This is a genomic window from Lysinibacillus sp. BPa_S21 (assembly GCF_023337795.1).
Lineage (GTDB): Bacteria > Bacillota > Bacilli > Bacillales_A > Planococcaceae > Lysinibacillus.
In genome coordinates this window covers 38,154-52,402 of sequence record NZ_JALIRS010000004.1, presented here as the reverse complement: position 1 = coordinate 52,402, position 14,249 = coordinate 38,154, and the positions used below count along the sequence as shown (strand labels likewise).

Annotated in this window: 14 protein-coding genes; 4 read left to right on the top strand and 10 right to left on the bottom strand. The window is 35.8% G+C overall.

The genetic code is table 11. The features are described from left to right. Positions 1-51 precede the first annotated feature (51 nt). The 4 genes from MOK21_RS08700 to MOK21_RS08685 form a co-directional block, all read right to left on the bottom strand. A complete protein-coding gene (locus tag MOK21_RS08700; protein WP_249073553.1) occupies positions 52-606 on the bottom strand; it encodes a hypothetical protein in 555 nt (184 codons plus the stop codon). 176 nt (positions 607-782) lie between these two features. After that, positions 783-2,960 carry a bifunctional diguanylate cyclase/phosphodiesterase gene (locus MOK21_RS08695; protein WP_249073552.1) on the bottom strand — a complete coding sequence of 726 codons (2,178 nt, stop codon included), beginning with the start codon at positions 2,958-2,960 and terminating at the stop codon, positions 783-785. A 434-nt stretch (positions 2,961-3,394) separates the two neighbouring features. After that, positions 3,395-4,096 carry an O-linked GlcNAc transferase gene (locus MOK21_RS08690; RefSeq protein WP_249073551.1) on the bottom strand — a complete coding sequence of 234 codons (702 nt, stop codon included), beginning with the start codon at positions 4,094-4,096 and terminating at the stop codon, positions 3,395-3,397. 98 nt (positions 4,097-4,194) lie between these two features. Beyond that, on the bottom strand, positions 4,195-4,674 hold the full coding sequence (locus MOK21_RS08685) for a thioredoxin family protein (protein WP_249073550.1): 480 nt from the start codon (positions 4,672-4,674) through the stop codon (positions 4,195-4,197). 191 nt (positions 4,675-4,865) lie between these two features. On the opposite strand from MOK21_RS08685, the gene MOK21_RS08680 reads away from it, so the two are divergent. Next, entirely contained in the window at positions 4,866-7,178 is a 2,313-nt protein-coding gene (locus tag MOK21_RS08680) for a YhgE/Pip domain-containing protein (protein ID WP_249073549.1), read from the top strand. Between the two features lie 80 nt (positions 7,179-7,258). Then, positions 7,259-7,768 carry a PCYCGC domain-containing protein gene (locus tag MOK21_RS08675; RefSeq protein ID WP_249073548.1) on the top strand — a complete coding sequence of 170 codons (510 nt, stop codon included), beginning with the start codon at positions 7,259-7,261 and terminating at the stop codon, positions 7,766-7,768. A 251-nt stretch (positions 7,769-8,019) separates the two neighbouring features. Here the strand turns inward: MOK21_RS08675 and MOK21_RS08670 are convergent, their stop codons facing one another. Continuing rightward, the gene (locus MOK21_RS08670; RefSeq protein WP_249073547.1) at positions 8,020-8,556 is read right to left on the bottom strand and encodes a hydrolase; all 537 of its coding nucleotides are present in this window, start codon (positions 8,554-8,556) and stop codon (positions 8,020-8,022) included. A 477-nt stretch (positions 8,557-9,033) separates the two neighbouring features. On the opposite strand from MOK21_RS08670, the gene serC reads away from it, so the two are divergent. Beyond that, the gene (gene serC, locus MOK21_RS08665) at positions 9,034-10,122 is read left to right on the top strand and encodes a 3-phosphoserine/phosphohydroxythreonine transaminase (RefSeq protein ID WP_249073546.1); all 1,089 of its coding nucleotides are present in this window, start codon (positions 9,034-9,036) and stop codon (positions 10,120-10,122) included. 291 nt (positions 10,123-10,413) lie between these two features. On the opposite strand, the gene MOK21_RS08660 is transcribed toward serC, so the two are convergent. From MOK21_RS08660 to MOK21_RS08645, 4 genes are all read right to left on the bottom strand, one after another. Next, entirely contained in the window at positions 10,414-10,836 is a 423-nt protein-coding gene (locus MOK21_RS08660; protein WP_249073545.1) for a Fur family transcriptional regulator, read from the bottom strand. Next, positions 10,833-11,696, bottom strand: a complete 864-nt coding sequence (locus tag MOK21_RS08655) for a metal ABC transporter permease (protein ID WP_249073544.1) — start codon at positions 11,694-11,696, stop codon at positions 10,833-10,835. The genes MOK21_RS08660 and MOK21_RS08655 overlap by 4 nt, the downstream gene beginning before the upstream one ends. A 14-nt stretch (positions 11,697-11,710) precedes the next feature. After that, positions 11,711-12,457 (bottom strand): metal ABC transporter ATP-binding protein, encoded by a 747-nt coding sequence (locus MOK21_RS08650; RefSeq protein WP_249073543.1) that lies wholly within the window; start codon positions 12,455-12,457, stop codon positions 11,711-11,713. An 89-nt stretch (positions 12,458-12,546) separates the two neighbouring features. Further along, complete coding sequence (locus MOK21_RS08645) at positions 12,547-12,690, bottom strand: hypothetical protein (protein ID WP_249073542.1); 144 nt, start codon at positions 12,688-12,690, stop codon at positions 12,547-12,549. Between the two features lie 313 nt (positions 12,691-13,003). Here MOK21_RS08645 and MOK21_RS08640 point away from each other — a divergent pair, with 313 nt between their 5' ends. After that, entirely contained in the window at positions 13,004-13,240 is a 237-nt protein-coding gene (locus MOK21_RS08640) for an endonuclease IV (RefSeq protein ID WP_249073541.1), read from the top strand. Between the two features lie 108 nt (positions 13,241-13,348). On the opposite strand, the gene MOK21_RS08635 is transcribed toward MOK21_RS08640, so the two are convergent. Beyond that, on the bottom strand, positions 13,349-14,242 hold the full coding sequence (locus MOK21_RS08635) for a deoxyribonuclease IV (protein ID WP_249073540.1): 894 nt from the start codon (positions 14,240-14,242) through the stop codon (positions 13,349-13,351). Between the last annotated feature and the right edge of the window lie 7 nt (positions 14,243-14,249).

Below are 14,249 nucleotides of genomic sequence, written 5' to 3'. Positions count from 1 at the left end.
TGCAAACTAGATTAATGTTGTTTATCCCGCAGACATAAAGCCTCCTACTGATTAAAGTTTCACTTTATTAATAATCCCGTCAGTATGATAAGCTATATAGCCGTTAATTATGCGGATCGTTTCCTGTGGATCTGCATTAAATAGCACTTTTGATTGCTCCGGTGTAGAGACAAGTACCGTTAATAAATCTACGCGCATGGAATGTCCAGCAGAGCTATAAGCATAATCGTAAACAATATCTTCCTCTGTCATATTGTCTGCCACATACTGCTTATGAAACAATTCTTTAGCAGCATCCATTTGTTCCGCAACTTGCTGACGAATTCGCATTTGATGCATTAAAAGCTCTTCCTCAAGTACAGAAGTCTTTAACCACTCTTTCTTTTCGAGCATCTTCAAAAATTCTTTTTCCCAAACTTGCTCATTCTCAGTAAAATACAGCATGTTAATCATTAATTTATCCCAAAAATCAACTTGAGATTGTGCTGAATTACGCTGTATCTCTAATGCCTCTTTAAAGTGCTCCTCAACCTTAGTAATATTCATATTGCGCACTAAATGGTTACATACTTTTTCAATAAATTTATTTGCCGCTTCTTGTGCCATGAAAAAACCCGTCCTTTATTTCTACATATCATTTCCCCACTATCATATCATGATTGTAGAATATAAAGAAACGGGTAACGATTAGGTCTGCGATGTAGGCTGTCCTAGAATTACATCGCTAACAAAAAACATCCTTGTTTCATCATAAAATGAAACAAGGATGTTTCTTGAACTCTTTATACTTTAGAAGCAGTAATTGAATCTAAAATATTTTTTGCATCATTGTGAAGCGTTTGATAGTTCTCAAGTAATATATTTGGAGGTACAGGTTTACTAAATAAGAAGCCCTGTACAGTATCACATTGACTTTCTAATAGATAGGATAGCTGTTCTACCTCTTCTATTCCTTCCGCAACTACCTTTAACTGTAGATGCTTTGCCATAGAAAGAATCATGTCAACTAATGCCTTATCTGTAGTATTCGATTGTATTTTCTGAACGAAAGACCGATCAATTTTCAAACAGTCTATAGGGAAATCCTTCAAATAAGATAAGGATGAATAGCCCGTCCCAAAATCATCAACTGCAATCGTAACCCCAAGGGCCTTCAATTTGTGTAAAATCATCGTCATATGATCAATATGGATCGTCATACTTTCCGTTATCTCTAGCTGCAAATATTTTGGCTCTAATTGTGTCTTCTCAAGAACATGATGAATTATTTCAACTAAATTTTGCTGAAAAAGTTGACCTAGTGATAGATTGACCGCTACTTTAATCGGTGGCAATCCTGCAGCTTCCCAACTCTTTACTTGTTTACACGCTGTTTCTAGAACCCATTGTCCTATTGGAATAATTAATCCAGATTCCTCAGCAATTGGAATGAAAACCCCCGGAGAAATCCAACCCTTTTTAGGATGCTGCCATCTGACTAAAGCCTCTACCGACTTAATTTGACCCGTACGTAAATCAAGTTGCGGTTGATATTCTAAAAAAAGCTCTTGATTATCTAAAGCATCATGTAAATCATTTTCTAATAAAAGTCGTTCAGTCGTTTCATGTGATAATGAAGACTCATAAAATCGTATACGTGTTGGTGTTTTCTGAGCTTCATGCATAGCATAAAGCGCAAATCTAATAAGCTCCTCTTCCCTATGAGAATCTGTTGGAAATAAAGCAATACCTATATTTAATTGACTATTTAAAGAAAAATGTTGAATTTGAAAAGTTTCTTCCATGACTAATTGAAGCTGTTGACTGAGCTGGGTCAATTGTTGGGTATTGCTCACCTCATCTATATAAACAACAAAATAATCTTCTCGCAACATGCATAGCAAATATTTCTCTGGTAAAACACTTTTCAACCTTTGCGCGATTAAACTTATCATTTGGTCTGCATAGGTGCTACCTAAAGACGCTTTAATAGCAGCAATTCTTTCTATACCGATAGCAAGAATTGCCTTTTGTGAATTAGCTATGTATAAATCCCTTTTTAATGATTCCATTAAAAAACGTTCATTTGGTAAATTCGTAATCTCATTATGGTAAGCCATAAAATGCATCTTTTCACGAGAATTTTCTAAATGCGCTTGTGTAGCCACTAACTGCTGAAATGGTTTTTCGATAGAAGAATAATAAATAGCTCTAAATAAAAGATAAAATGCACCTAACTCAAAAATATGTCCTATAAAGTTTTTAATATCATAAACATCTAGATAAATAGTAAAAAGTATATCACTCAATATTAAATAAATCGAACTACCTAATAGCAAAAATATAATTTTTGGTGCTTTCTTAAAATTTTTAAGCAATAGAACCATAATCACCATTTGAAGCGTTATAGCTATATATTGTAAAGTATTTTTTAAATTAGTAGGACCTTCCCCTTCGATCATAAGAGGTGGCAAAACAGGCGTAGGAGCATAGAGAACGACAAAACAACTAATGGTTATTACGAATGGCAAACTATAAATGAACCAGCGATCAATTAATTTGATTTCCTTCTCCTTGATAAAATAAATAAAAAGAGAACCAATCGATAATAGTAATCGACCGAACATATAAAACCAAGTTGCCGCATACGGTGTACTTTCGGTAATGAAGAAAGGCATTCCCTTATAGGTGAGTGCATGTGCTATTTCGATGAAGCTAAATGTTAAAAACAATGCCCCAACATACAGGCCTCTATTTGATAAAATAAATGGTGATATTAACCATGTCTGAATCGAAATTGACATCGTCACCACAATAATGAGTATTTCCATCAATAAATGAATCGTAACATAGTTGTTCTTACCCATTACTCCATAAAATTCATCACTTCCTAATCCAATTATGATTAAGAAAATTATTGATACTAGCATGAATTGAATGCCTTTTCGCACAAACGGAAAATCCTCATTAAATCCCCACATTTTCCAACTACCCTCCTTTGATTCAAACATATTTTCTCAGATATATGGATGATCCTATTCAACAAAAATCGTATTGATTATATAGTTCTTGAAAAATAACAAACTATATCAAACAAACTCTTGAATTCCCTTCCAAATCTTTAATTCGGCTAGGAAATTTGGAATAATTATACTATAAGATTACCATGAAATATCGACTTTTCAATCAAAACTCAAAACCGAATAGAAATAGAGATAAATTACAAAAAAACAAGCTCAACTCATAAAAAATTGTTTATTCCGTTTTACCGAGCATCTTCATCACAATGTTAGGTATGACTTAAGGCAACATGCAAAACCGGAATGGCCGAGAGCAGCAAACGAGAAAGCGGAGCGCAAACGTCAGATTTCAGCACAAAAAAAAGACGCCTCAACTCATTGAGACATCTTATATCTTATGAAAATACATAACTATCCATATTATCGATTGTATTTTGGATAGCATCTTTTAATGAACGCTGATGTTCGCCACAATCAGCTATTGCTTCTTCTAAAATAATCGCAGCATTTGCTATAAACGGCGCCATTTGCAAATCCTTCGCTAATTGAATCAGAACAAGTGCTTTATTCCATTTCCAACGCGCATTTTTTGGATCTAAGTTTATAGCTTGTTCTAAGTAGCCAAGTGCATCGAAGGGCATCCATCCAAAGCGATGCATCGTTTGACCTGTGATGCCCCAATATAACGCCTTGTTAGGATTTTCTTTGACTGCTTGTTTAAAACAATGGACACTCTCGTTGTAATGATGGGCAAACAAAAACAATTCACCCTGTGTAAAAAATGAATGGGCCTTTTCATTTGGAGTACCCTTTGTTGCTACATCCTCTAGCTCTTTAATACGTTTAGCAAACTCTGCCTCATCCTTGATTGCACGAATTTCGACGACGGCATCGGATTCAGGATAGCTCTCATCCGCTCGTTCAGCATGTTGAGTTTCAACGCCCATTGTAGGCTTTGGATAACTAGCAAAATCATACTCTTCTAATAATTTAATATATTTATCAGCTAACGCTTTCTCTTTTTCATCTGTAACTTGCTTAGCTGCCTCATAGCACTTCATTAGCTCACCATTATAAAAATAATCATCCATCGTCATTCAATATTCCTCCAATGTACAACTCTTCAGTATATTTAGTATACACCAAAATTAAAAAAGACTGATCAAAATAATATTTGATTCAGTCTCAGCATACCTTATTTTTTTAATACTTCTTTATTTAAAAATGTACGCAAATCTTTTTCTGGTAAGGCACCTTCAAAACGTTGTACCTCTTTACCACCTTCAAAGCGAATGAAAGTTGGTGTTTTTGTGACATTATACTTTTGCCATAATTCATCGTATTCATACACATTTAATTGAGCAATATCAACGCCAAGCTCCTTAGCAATCGGCATTAACTCAGGTGTAAAAGCTTTACAGTGCACGCATATTGGACTGAAAAAATAAGCATTTACATCTTCCCCAGCTTTTAATTTTTTTTCAAGTTCGTCAGGTAACATAATATTTTGGTAATTTTTATCATCCAATTGATCAATTGTTTCTTGTTTTAGTTCTTTGTCGCCATAAAGTTTCTCTGCGTTTTCTAATTTGCTATTGTTCGAGACTTTTGTTAGCACAATAATTACCGCAAATAACAAAACAATTACTGAGCCAATGATTAGTAGTTTTTTCACTTGAATCATGTTCCTCCTTTTTTACACCAAAAAATCCTAGTTTTAGTGTATTCGCGATTGATTATAAAGTGTTTTTAAATCCTAGTAAACTAATTAGTCTTTAAAAATAAGTTTTTTTATAATTCAAACATAAATTGGCCCGAATTTGGGAACATACATATAGAATGCTCAAACGAATGTGGGGTGATGAAATGAAAAACACTTTCCGAAATGTTTTCCAAATCTATAAAAGTGATATCCATAATATCTTAACAAACTGGGTAGTTGCTGTCATTATTGGTGGACTTATTTTTTTACCCTCCCTTTATGCGTGGCTCAATATTTATGCCTCAATGGATCCCTATGCTCATACTGCAAACATGAAAATTGCTATTGTCAATGAAGACTCAGGAGCGAAAGTTAGAGGGGAAGATATTAATGTTGGTAATGAGGTAGTAGACAATTTAAGTACGAATGAAAACTTTACTTGGGAATTTACCTCTCATGACGAAGCCATTGATCAGTTAAAAAATGGTAACTATTTTGCGGTTATTGTTGTCCCTAGTGATTTTTCTGAAAAACTGACCTCTATAATATCGAATGTGCCTACTAAAGCACATATCGATTACTATGTAAATGAAAAAATAAATCCAATCGCACCCAAGATTACAAGTAAAGGTGCTAGCGGCCTGACACAACAAGTATCTAGTGAGTTTATCTCAACTGTCAACGGAACACTTTTTTCTATTTTTAATACGGTCGGTATTGAGATGGAAAAAGAAATTCCAGACTTTAGAAAGTTTGAAGATTACATTTTTACAATTGAACATCACCTCCCAGAAATCACATCATTTTTAGCACAAACTGCCAAAGGCGGGAAAGAAGCCGAGACATTACTGAATCATACGATTACCCAAGTGCCAGAAGTTGAGAAGTTAACAAATGACGGTCTAACAACTATCCATAAAGGTTTAAATTTGGTTAATGAAGCTGATACATTGTTCAACCAATTATCACCTATCGTAAAAAAAGATTTAGAAGCTGTGCAAAATATTGCTCAACGATTTACAGATATAGTAGCGAAGATTCAAAATACTAATGTGGATTCAGCGAAGATTGCTCAAATAAAGGATACGATTACAAATCAGCTGGATGCATCTCGCGAAAAAGTAAATAGTAGCATCCAAACACTTGAAGCACTTCAAAAATTAACACAAGCTGATGCTTCGACTCGTAAACAGCTTCAAAACAAGGTACAAAACATCCTGACAGCGCTACAGCAAAGTAATTCTGAAGACGTTAAAAATTTACTAACGAATAATAAAATAATTGAACAGCTTGAAGCCATACGTGGGGATTTACAGGCAAATCCTAGTTTTACTGATTATTCTTCAAGTTCTTTAACAGCATTAAATCAGCTAAATGCATTATTAACGGACGCCTCAACTAAAGTACAACAGTTAAATAATATTGATGTTGAAACGATAAAAAAAGATCTTGCTGATATTCAAAATGTTGCACAAAATGCTTCCAACAATCTTCAGCAATTCCTTACGCATTATAACGATAAACTAGAGCCACAAATTCATTCGACCATAGCCTCTGCCAAAAATACGTTAACAAATGCGTCAACCATGTTAACAAATGTTAAAAATTTACTACCGCAAGCAACAAATCGTTTATCAAATGCCAAAGATATGTTAGCAAAAGCAAATAAAACAATTGGTACAGTACAAGCAAATTTCCCAGCTTTAAGTACAAAAATTAAGGCTCTTGCAGACAAGCTAAGAACATTAGAAAGTGAAGCTGATATTTCTGAAATCGTTCAATTATTGAAAAACGACGTCAATGCTGAGCGGGATTTCTTCGAGGAGCCTATTAAGCTTCAGGAGCATAGAATGTTCCCAATTGCTAATTATGGAACAGCTATGACACCGTTTTACACTGTGCTTTCCATCTGGGTTGGTTGTTTATTATTAATTTCTCTTTTATCTGTAGATATTCACGGGAAGAATCAATACAGTATTCGTCAAATTTACTTTGGGCGATTATTAACATTTGCAACTTTTTCATTTATTCAAACACTCATTATTACAATAGGAGATATTGTTCTTTTAGATGGATCAATTAGTGCTCCTTACTTCTTTGTTCCATTTGGGCTATTTATTAGCTTAGTGTTTATCACAATTGTCTATACGCTAGTATCTGTCTTCGGAAATGTAGGGAAAGCGTTAGCCATTGTCATGTTAGTACTGCAAATTGCAGGTTCTGGTGGCACATATCCCGTTGAATTACTACCTAAGTTTTTCCAAATAATAAATCCATTTCTCCCTTTTACTTATGCAATTGAAATGATGAGAGAGGCAGTTGGTGGTATTATTTGGACAAAAGTATGGGTTGATCTAGCCTTTTTATCTTTCTTCTGGTTCATTTTCATTCTATTTGGTTTCTTCTTGAAAAAATTACTGAGTGAGAAAATGGAACTTTTCATGAACAAAACACGTGGACTCGATATTTTTCATTGATTTTCACTTGCGCTTCTTATAAATGTTTAAAGGAACGATGTTATAATGGAAGTATTGTAAACATGTAGGAGGCGCTTTTGTTGAAAAAACTACTATCTATTTTTGCTTTGTTGTTATTATTCGTGTTAAGTGCTTGTGGTGAAGAGAAAAAGGTTGAAGAAAATCCGGATGAAGCGCAAAAAGAAGCTTCACATAGTGAACATGCACAAGCTTCTGGAGATATTCAGGAGGAAACTGCATCTGCTGATGTTTTGCCATCGTTTTTAGATAATAAATCCGAAGATATTCGCTTAGTATATCAAATCGCTGGACAATCTACAGACATTTTGAAGTGGATTCCATGCTATTGTGGATGTGGCGAATCAGCTGGGCATAAAAGCAATTTAAACTGCTTTATCCAGGAAAAGCGAAAGGATGGAACAATTATCTGGGATGATCACGGTACCCGTTGTCTCGTTTGCCTAGAAATTGCTGTACAGTCCGCAAAAATGCATAAAGACGGTATGGACCTTAAAGAAATTCGTCAAACCATTGATGAGACATATAAAGAAGGTTACGCAAAACCAACACCGACTGATATGCCCGCTTGATAAAAAACTCATCGTAACGATGAGTTTCAGACTGTCGACAAAAGGAATCGGAGGAGTTCACACTTGATTCCTTTTGTCATTTTTACTTCTTTCATCATGTTTAAAAGTGGTAATTTTCACCTTGATAAAACGTACTCTTTATGTAGAAGTTTATTGGAATTAATTGTAAAAGAAAAAGACTGTAGGCAAACTCTCAAATTTTTTGAGTTTGCCTACAGTATGAATAACTCATCATAACGATGGGTTTTTTGTTATTTAACGAGTTGTAACACTGTTTTAAAATGTGGATGATCTGCACGCTGTAGTAACTCGTATAAAATCATTTCCACGCTTGTTGGTAAAATTCCAAGTGCCTTCATCTTCTCAAGTCCTAACTCTTTATTGGCCTTTGTACGTGACGACACTGCATCTACAACAACTTCAACCTCAAACCCTTGTTCTTTTAGCTGTCGAGCTGTTTGGTAAACACAAATGTGTGTTTCGATACCTGTCACGATAAATTGAGTACGACCGCTTGCCTTCATTGCCTCTACAAACTCTTGCTCCTGCCAAGCACTAAAAGCCATTTTAGCAATAGCTTCCCCTTGCAGATGCTGAGCAATATCCAATGCAGTCCCACCTAAACGACTTGGATTTTGTTCAAGCCATAAAATAGGTACCTCCAATGCTTTCATAGCCTGTACCAGCTTTGCCACATTTTCAATCATCGCTTCACTGTCATCAACAATTGTCGCCAACTTACCTTGGATATCAACGACAACCAAACATGCTTCTTCTATTGTAAACATTCAAAACACCCCTTATCTCCGTATTCATAGTTCATTATACCGAAAGTTATTAAGTTTATCTTCGCTCAACAAACGAAAATGTTTGCATTCTCAGCCATTTCTCATCTATAAACACGAACATTTTATAATTCACCTAATTAAGCAATGTGTAAATCACGAAATATCAACTCATATATCTACAGCTATGTATCTGTTTGTTCGTATTTAAACCTCCATAGCCATTATGAATTTAACTCAATTTTGTTCATTTTGTTGCGAGCCTGTCATTTTTCTGCTTAAATAGTGAGAATTTTATTTTTTCTCTTGAAAATTGGGTTATAATCCAGTAAAGTGCTTTTATCCGCTTTAACGGTCAACTGTTTAGATTAAAAATGAATGGATCGTAAAAGCCTGATAGATTCAACAACCAATTAATAGGGACTTAACCCCCTATGATTAAGATGTAACCTTATAAAACCAAACAAGGAGTGTACCACTTTGACACAACATGCATACAATTTTAATGCAGGCCCATCTGCACTACCACTAGAAGTATTAGAAAAAGCCCAACAACAATTAGTAAACTTCCGCGACTCAGGCATGTCAATTATGGAAATGAGCCACCGTAGTGCCATTTTCGACGAAGTACATAATGAAGCAATTGCTTTATTGAAAAAGCTTTATGCTATCCCAGAAAACTATGAAGTTCTGTTCCTACAAGGTGGAGCTAGTCTTCAATTTACGATGATACCGATGAACTTCCTACAAGCAGAGCAAAAAGCAAGCTATGTATTATCAGGTTCATGGTCTGAAAAAGCATTCAAAGAAGCTAAATTATTTGGTACGCCTGTAGAAGCGGCTAGTACAAAAGAAAATCAATACCGTAATATCCCTGCTTTAGCAGACATTCAATTCAATGCAGAGGATGCATATTTGCATATCACTTCAAACAATACGATTTACGGTACACAATGGCATGACTTCCCTGAAACAGGAAATGTACCATTAGTTGCGGATATGTCTAGTGATATCCTTTCTAAACCAGTTGACGTAAGTAAATTCGGTCTTATTTATGCAGGGGCTCAAAAAAATCTTGGTCCATCTGGTGTAACAGTAGTTATTATTCGCAAAGATTTACTAGAGAAAGCGAATAAAAATATTCCTACAATGCTAAAATACTCAACGCACGCTGATAGTAACTCTTTATACAATACACCACCTACTTTTGGGATCTATATGTTAGGTGAAGTATTAAAATGGGTAGAATCAAAAGGTGGCGTTGCTGAAATTGCCAAACATAATGAATTAAAAGCAAAAGTAATTTATGATGCTATTGACAATAGCAATGGATTCTATAAAGGCCATGCAACACCTGAAAGCCGTTCTTTAATGAACATCACTTTCCGTGTTGCTGATGAAGAGCTTGAAAAACAATTCCTTGTAGAAGCAAAAGCAGCAGGATTTGTTGGTCTAAATGGACACCGTTCTGTAGGCGGCTGCCGCGCATCTACTTATAACGCTGTACCGTTAGAGGCTTGTGAAGCATTACGTGACTTTATGGTAGCATTCCAACAAAAACATCAATAATAAAAAAAGACGAATGATGATTTCCTCACATCATTCGTCTTTTTTATAGTTGAGGAAAGAAGACAACGAAGCAGCAACATCTTCTTTTTAAGAAAATATTTAAATGCCTAGCGGACATATACCAATCTGTCTCCTTTCAACAAGCATAGATTGTTAGAGTAAGGCCATTAATAACTTTTCCACAATAAAATTAAAAATACTTATATAACAGCATAATTACTATAAAAGGGGTAGTTGCAAGTGAAACCTCACTTGCCCTACCCCTTTCTTCAAATAATGTCATTTCAGATTTTACAAAGATTCACGCTTGCACGCTGGACATTTACCGTAAATCTCAAATTTATGATTTTCAATTTCATAGTCGGGTAGCTTTTCTCCAAGCATTTCCATAGGACAGAGATGTAGCTCCTTAACATTGCCACAATCCATACAAATAAAATGATGGTGATGATGCTCAGACTCACAATGCATACGGAAATTTCGTTCCCCAGATAACTCAGTTTCCTCCAATATTCCTAGCTTCACAAACGTTGCAAGGTTACGATAAATCGTATCGAAACTCATACCAGGAAAATCTTTTTTCAAAACAACTAATAAATCTCGAGCAGTTAAATATTTATCTGTTGCTGCAAACATATCTAATATTAACTCCCGCTTATCTGTTTTTTTAAAGCCGTTTTCTTTTAAAATTTCCCACGCTCTAGAAACATTCAATGCGCTACCTCCTCCCGTTTTGCAGCCATTTTAAATACTATTTTCTTCACTAGTATAACAAGTAATAAAATCAAGATAGAAGTAACGACAATTGTCCCACCAGGTGCTAAATCTAAATAAAAAGCACTGACTAAACCGATTAACACAGCCGCTTCGCCAAAGACAATCGCGTAAATGATTGTTTGCTTAAAGCCCTTTGCAAGTCGCATTGCAGCAGCTACTGGTAACGTCATAAGTGATGATACTAGTAAAATACCTACGATGCGCATACTTGCAGCAATAACAAGCGCTGTAATAATCATAAATAAGAGATGAATCCAACGCGCAGGTAGACCGCTAGCTTTTGCATATTCCTCGTCAAAAGATAAAACAAAAAGCTCCTTAAAAAATACAAACAAAAAGATAATAACGACGGCAGCTATTCCTACAACTACCCATAAATCCTGACGTGATACAGCTGACACTGAACCAAATAAATAGCTCATTAAATCCGTGCTAAAACCACTTGCAAGCGAGATAAATATAGCACTAATACCAATCCCACCTGACATAATAATAGGAATAGCAAGCTCTTCATAGTGCTTATATAAACGTCTCAGACGCTCAATTAATATCGAACCGCTGACAGAGGCCAGTATGCCTAAGTAAATTGGATTTAACATTGCTAAGGCTGTAACAGATTGACTGATATATAAGCTTCCCGCTATACCTGCCAGTGTTACATGTGACAAGGCATCTGCAATAAGGGAAAGCCTGCGAACGACAATAAAAACACCTAGTAGCGGCGCCAATATGCCAATTAATAGCCCAGAGAAAAAGGCATTTTGTAAAAATTCATAGTTAAAAATTGCTTCAATCATTATGCCTTCTCCTTCTAGTGAATCTTTCTCACAGAATGGCCATACCAAGCATCAAGCGCATCATGAGAAATTGTATCAAATTCATTTTTGTAACCGTGGAAGTGTATCGTTTGATTTAAACATGCCACATGACTGATACGGTTCGACACAGTATCTACATCGTGTGTAACAAGAATCATTGTAATTCCCTGTTCCCGATTCAATTTCGCCAGCATATCATAAAATGACTGCACATTCTCATGATCAATGCCGACAGTTGGCTCATCTAATATTAGTAGCCTCGGTTCACTAACTAATGCTCTTGCAATAAAGACACGCTGTTGTTGCCCACCAGATAACTCACCGATATTACGATTCATAAACGCTTCCATGCCAACAGCTTTCAATGCTTCTAACACTTTTTCTTTTGCATCTCGTCCAGGTCTTTTAAATAGCCCTAATTTTTTGGATAATCCACTTTTCACGACTTCTTGGACTGTTGCTGGAAACCCTGAATTGAAGGCATTCGATTTTTGTGACACATACCCAATCCATTCACGATGCTTAAAAGTCGTACTAGATTCACCAAATAGTTTAATTTCTCCAGACATTGGTTTTAGTAATCCTAAAATAATTTTTAATAATGTAGATTTCCCCGAACCGTTCGGACCAAGAAGTGCTAAAAAATCTCCCTCTTCAACGCGGAAAGAGATATTTTTTAATACTTGAGTATAGTCGTATTGAAATGACACGTTTTCAATGTCAATTAATGACTTTTTCATGTTTATTCTCTTCTTTCTAATTCAAAATCATTACGATTTAACAAGTTGTAAGTATAAAGGAAAGTACAGATTTTGTAAAGAAAATAAAATCATCCCCAAAACGTGTGATTGATTTCCGTTCCGGCTGGGCGCTTTGTTGCTGCCGCTACGCTTTCGCACAGAGCAAAGCTTCCTGGGGGCGTCCGATGAGCCGCTTTTGTTGCTGCCGCTACGTTAACACTACGCTTTCGCACAGAAAACATCCGCTGCGCTGCAGGGTCTCGGGCCAACACGAGGTTGGTCACGAAGGCGTTATCACAGGATGTGATGTTCTTAGCCTTCGTTCCCATATCGCTAATCCCCAAGGAGTCGCCCAGCCTCCACTCCAATCAATGGCATACGTTTTAACAAATGTAATCTACAACTTTTGGTGATGGCCAGAAAATAAGATTGTAATGCGTATTGTTAGGAAAAAAAATTTTATTGTGAAGGATTTCATAGCTGTCACGACGTTCACAAGAATGATTTTGTTTTAAAAACTAAACCACTTCAAAAGGAGGATTAGCTTTGAGCATTCAATTTTTACAGCAATTAACACAAAGTAGTGATAAGGAAATTGTTGCAATTGCTCGTTCTGAGGGATTTGAAATTTCTACTTCTGAAGTAAAAAAACTCCGGCCTTATTTGGAGCAATTCTCATTTTCATGGCTCTTTTTAGGTATACCAAAAGATATACTTGTAGAGGTTGAAGCCGTTTTAGGTAGAAAACGTTCTAGACAACTCATTGCATTGTTTACAAAATAATGCGCCTCGTCGTACTTATAGCAAACGCTACATCTACATTTGCTGACTAAATATAAAAGAAGCCCGAAAATCAGTTGCATATGCACTGATTTTCGGGCTGTTTTTATTCTATCCTCTTAGCGCATCGATTAACGCTGGTTGAAACTCTCCATTACGAAGCATTTCAATTTCATGTTTATAAGGAGCCGATTTTGATTTGGCATCACTATTTAAAGCGACAAATGGTGTTTCGAGGATTTTAGGAATTTCCATTAACTGTGGATGATGGACAACATATTTTAATGCATCAAAGCCAATATGACCGAAGCCAATATTTTCGTGACGGTCTTTTCCTGCACCACGAACATTTTTTGAATCATTGATATGAAGGACTTTGATACGATCAACACCTATTAATTTATCAAACTCATTTAAGACGCCGTCAAAGTCTTCTACAATATTATAACCAGCGTCATGAGTATGACATGTATCAAAGCATACTGAAAGACGCTCATTATGTGTTACACCATCTATAATTTTAGCAAGCTCTTCAAAGGAACGACCGCATTCAGTTCCTTTCCCTGCCATTGTCTCTAATGCGATTTGTACAGGATAATCCTGTGACAACACTTCGTTTAAACCTTCAATAATCTTGGCAATACCTGCGTCTGCTCCCGCACCTACATGGGCACCTGGATGCAAAACAATTTGTGTTGCTTCCAATGCTGCTGTTCGTTCGATTTCACTTTGTAAAAAATCAACACCTAGACGGAAAGTTTCAGGTTTTTCTGTGTTCGCAATATTAATAATGTATGGAGCATGGACAACAATATTTGTCATCCCATGCTCTTTCATGTGTAATAAACCATTCATAATATTAAGGTCAGCAATTGCCTTACGACGAGTGTTTTGAGGTGCTCCTGTATAAATCATAAAGGTATTAGCCCCATACGAAAGGGCCTCTTTACTTGATCCAAGCAGCATTTCTTTTCCGCTCATTGAAACATGTGATCCAAGTAGCATTTAAATG

Coding starts and splice junctions, on each gene's coding strand:
- MOK21_RS08650 (WP_249073543.1), bottom strand. CDS start 12,457: ATGAAAAAGTCATTAATTGACATTGAAAACGTGTCATTTCAATACGAC.
- MOK21_RS08700 (WP_249073553.1), bottom strand. CDS start 606: ATGGCACAAGAAGCGGCAAATAAATTTATTGAAAAAGTATGTAACCAT.
- MOK21_RS08635 (WP_249073540.1), bottom strand. CDS start 14,242: ATGCTACTTGGATCACATGTTTCAATGAGCGGAAAAGAAATGCTGCTT.
- MOK21_RS08690 (WP_249073551.1), bottom strand. CDS start 4,096: ATGACGATGGATGATTATTTTTATAATGGTGAGCTAATGAAGTGCTAT.
- MOK21_RS08670 (WP_249073547.1), bottom strand. CDS start 8,556: ATGTTTACAATAGAAGAAGCATGTTTGGTTGTCGTTGATATCCAAGGT.
- MOK21_RS08680 (WP_249073549.1), top strand. CDS start 4,866: ATGAAAAACACTTTCCGAAATGTTTTCCAAATCTATAAAAGTGATATC.
- MOK21_RS08695 (WP_249073552.1), bottom strand. CDS start 2,960: ATGTGGGGATTTAATGAGGATTTTCCGTTTGTGCGAAAAGGCATTCAA.
- MOK21_RS08655 (WP_249073544.1), bottom strand. CDS start 11,696: ATGATTGAAGCAATTTTTAACTATGAATTTTTACAAAATGCCTTTTTC.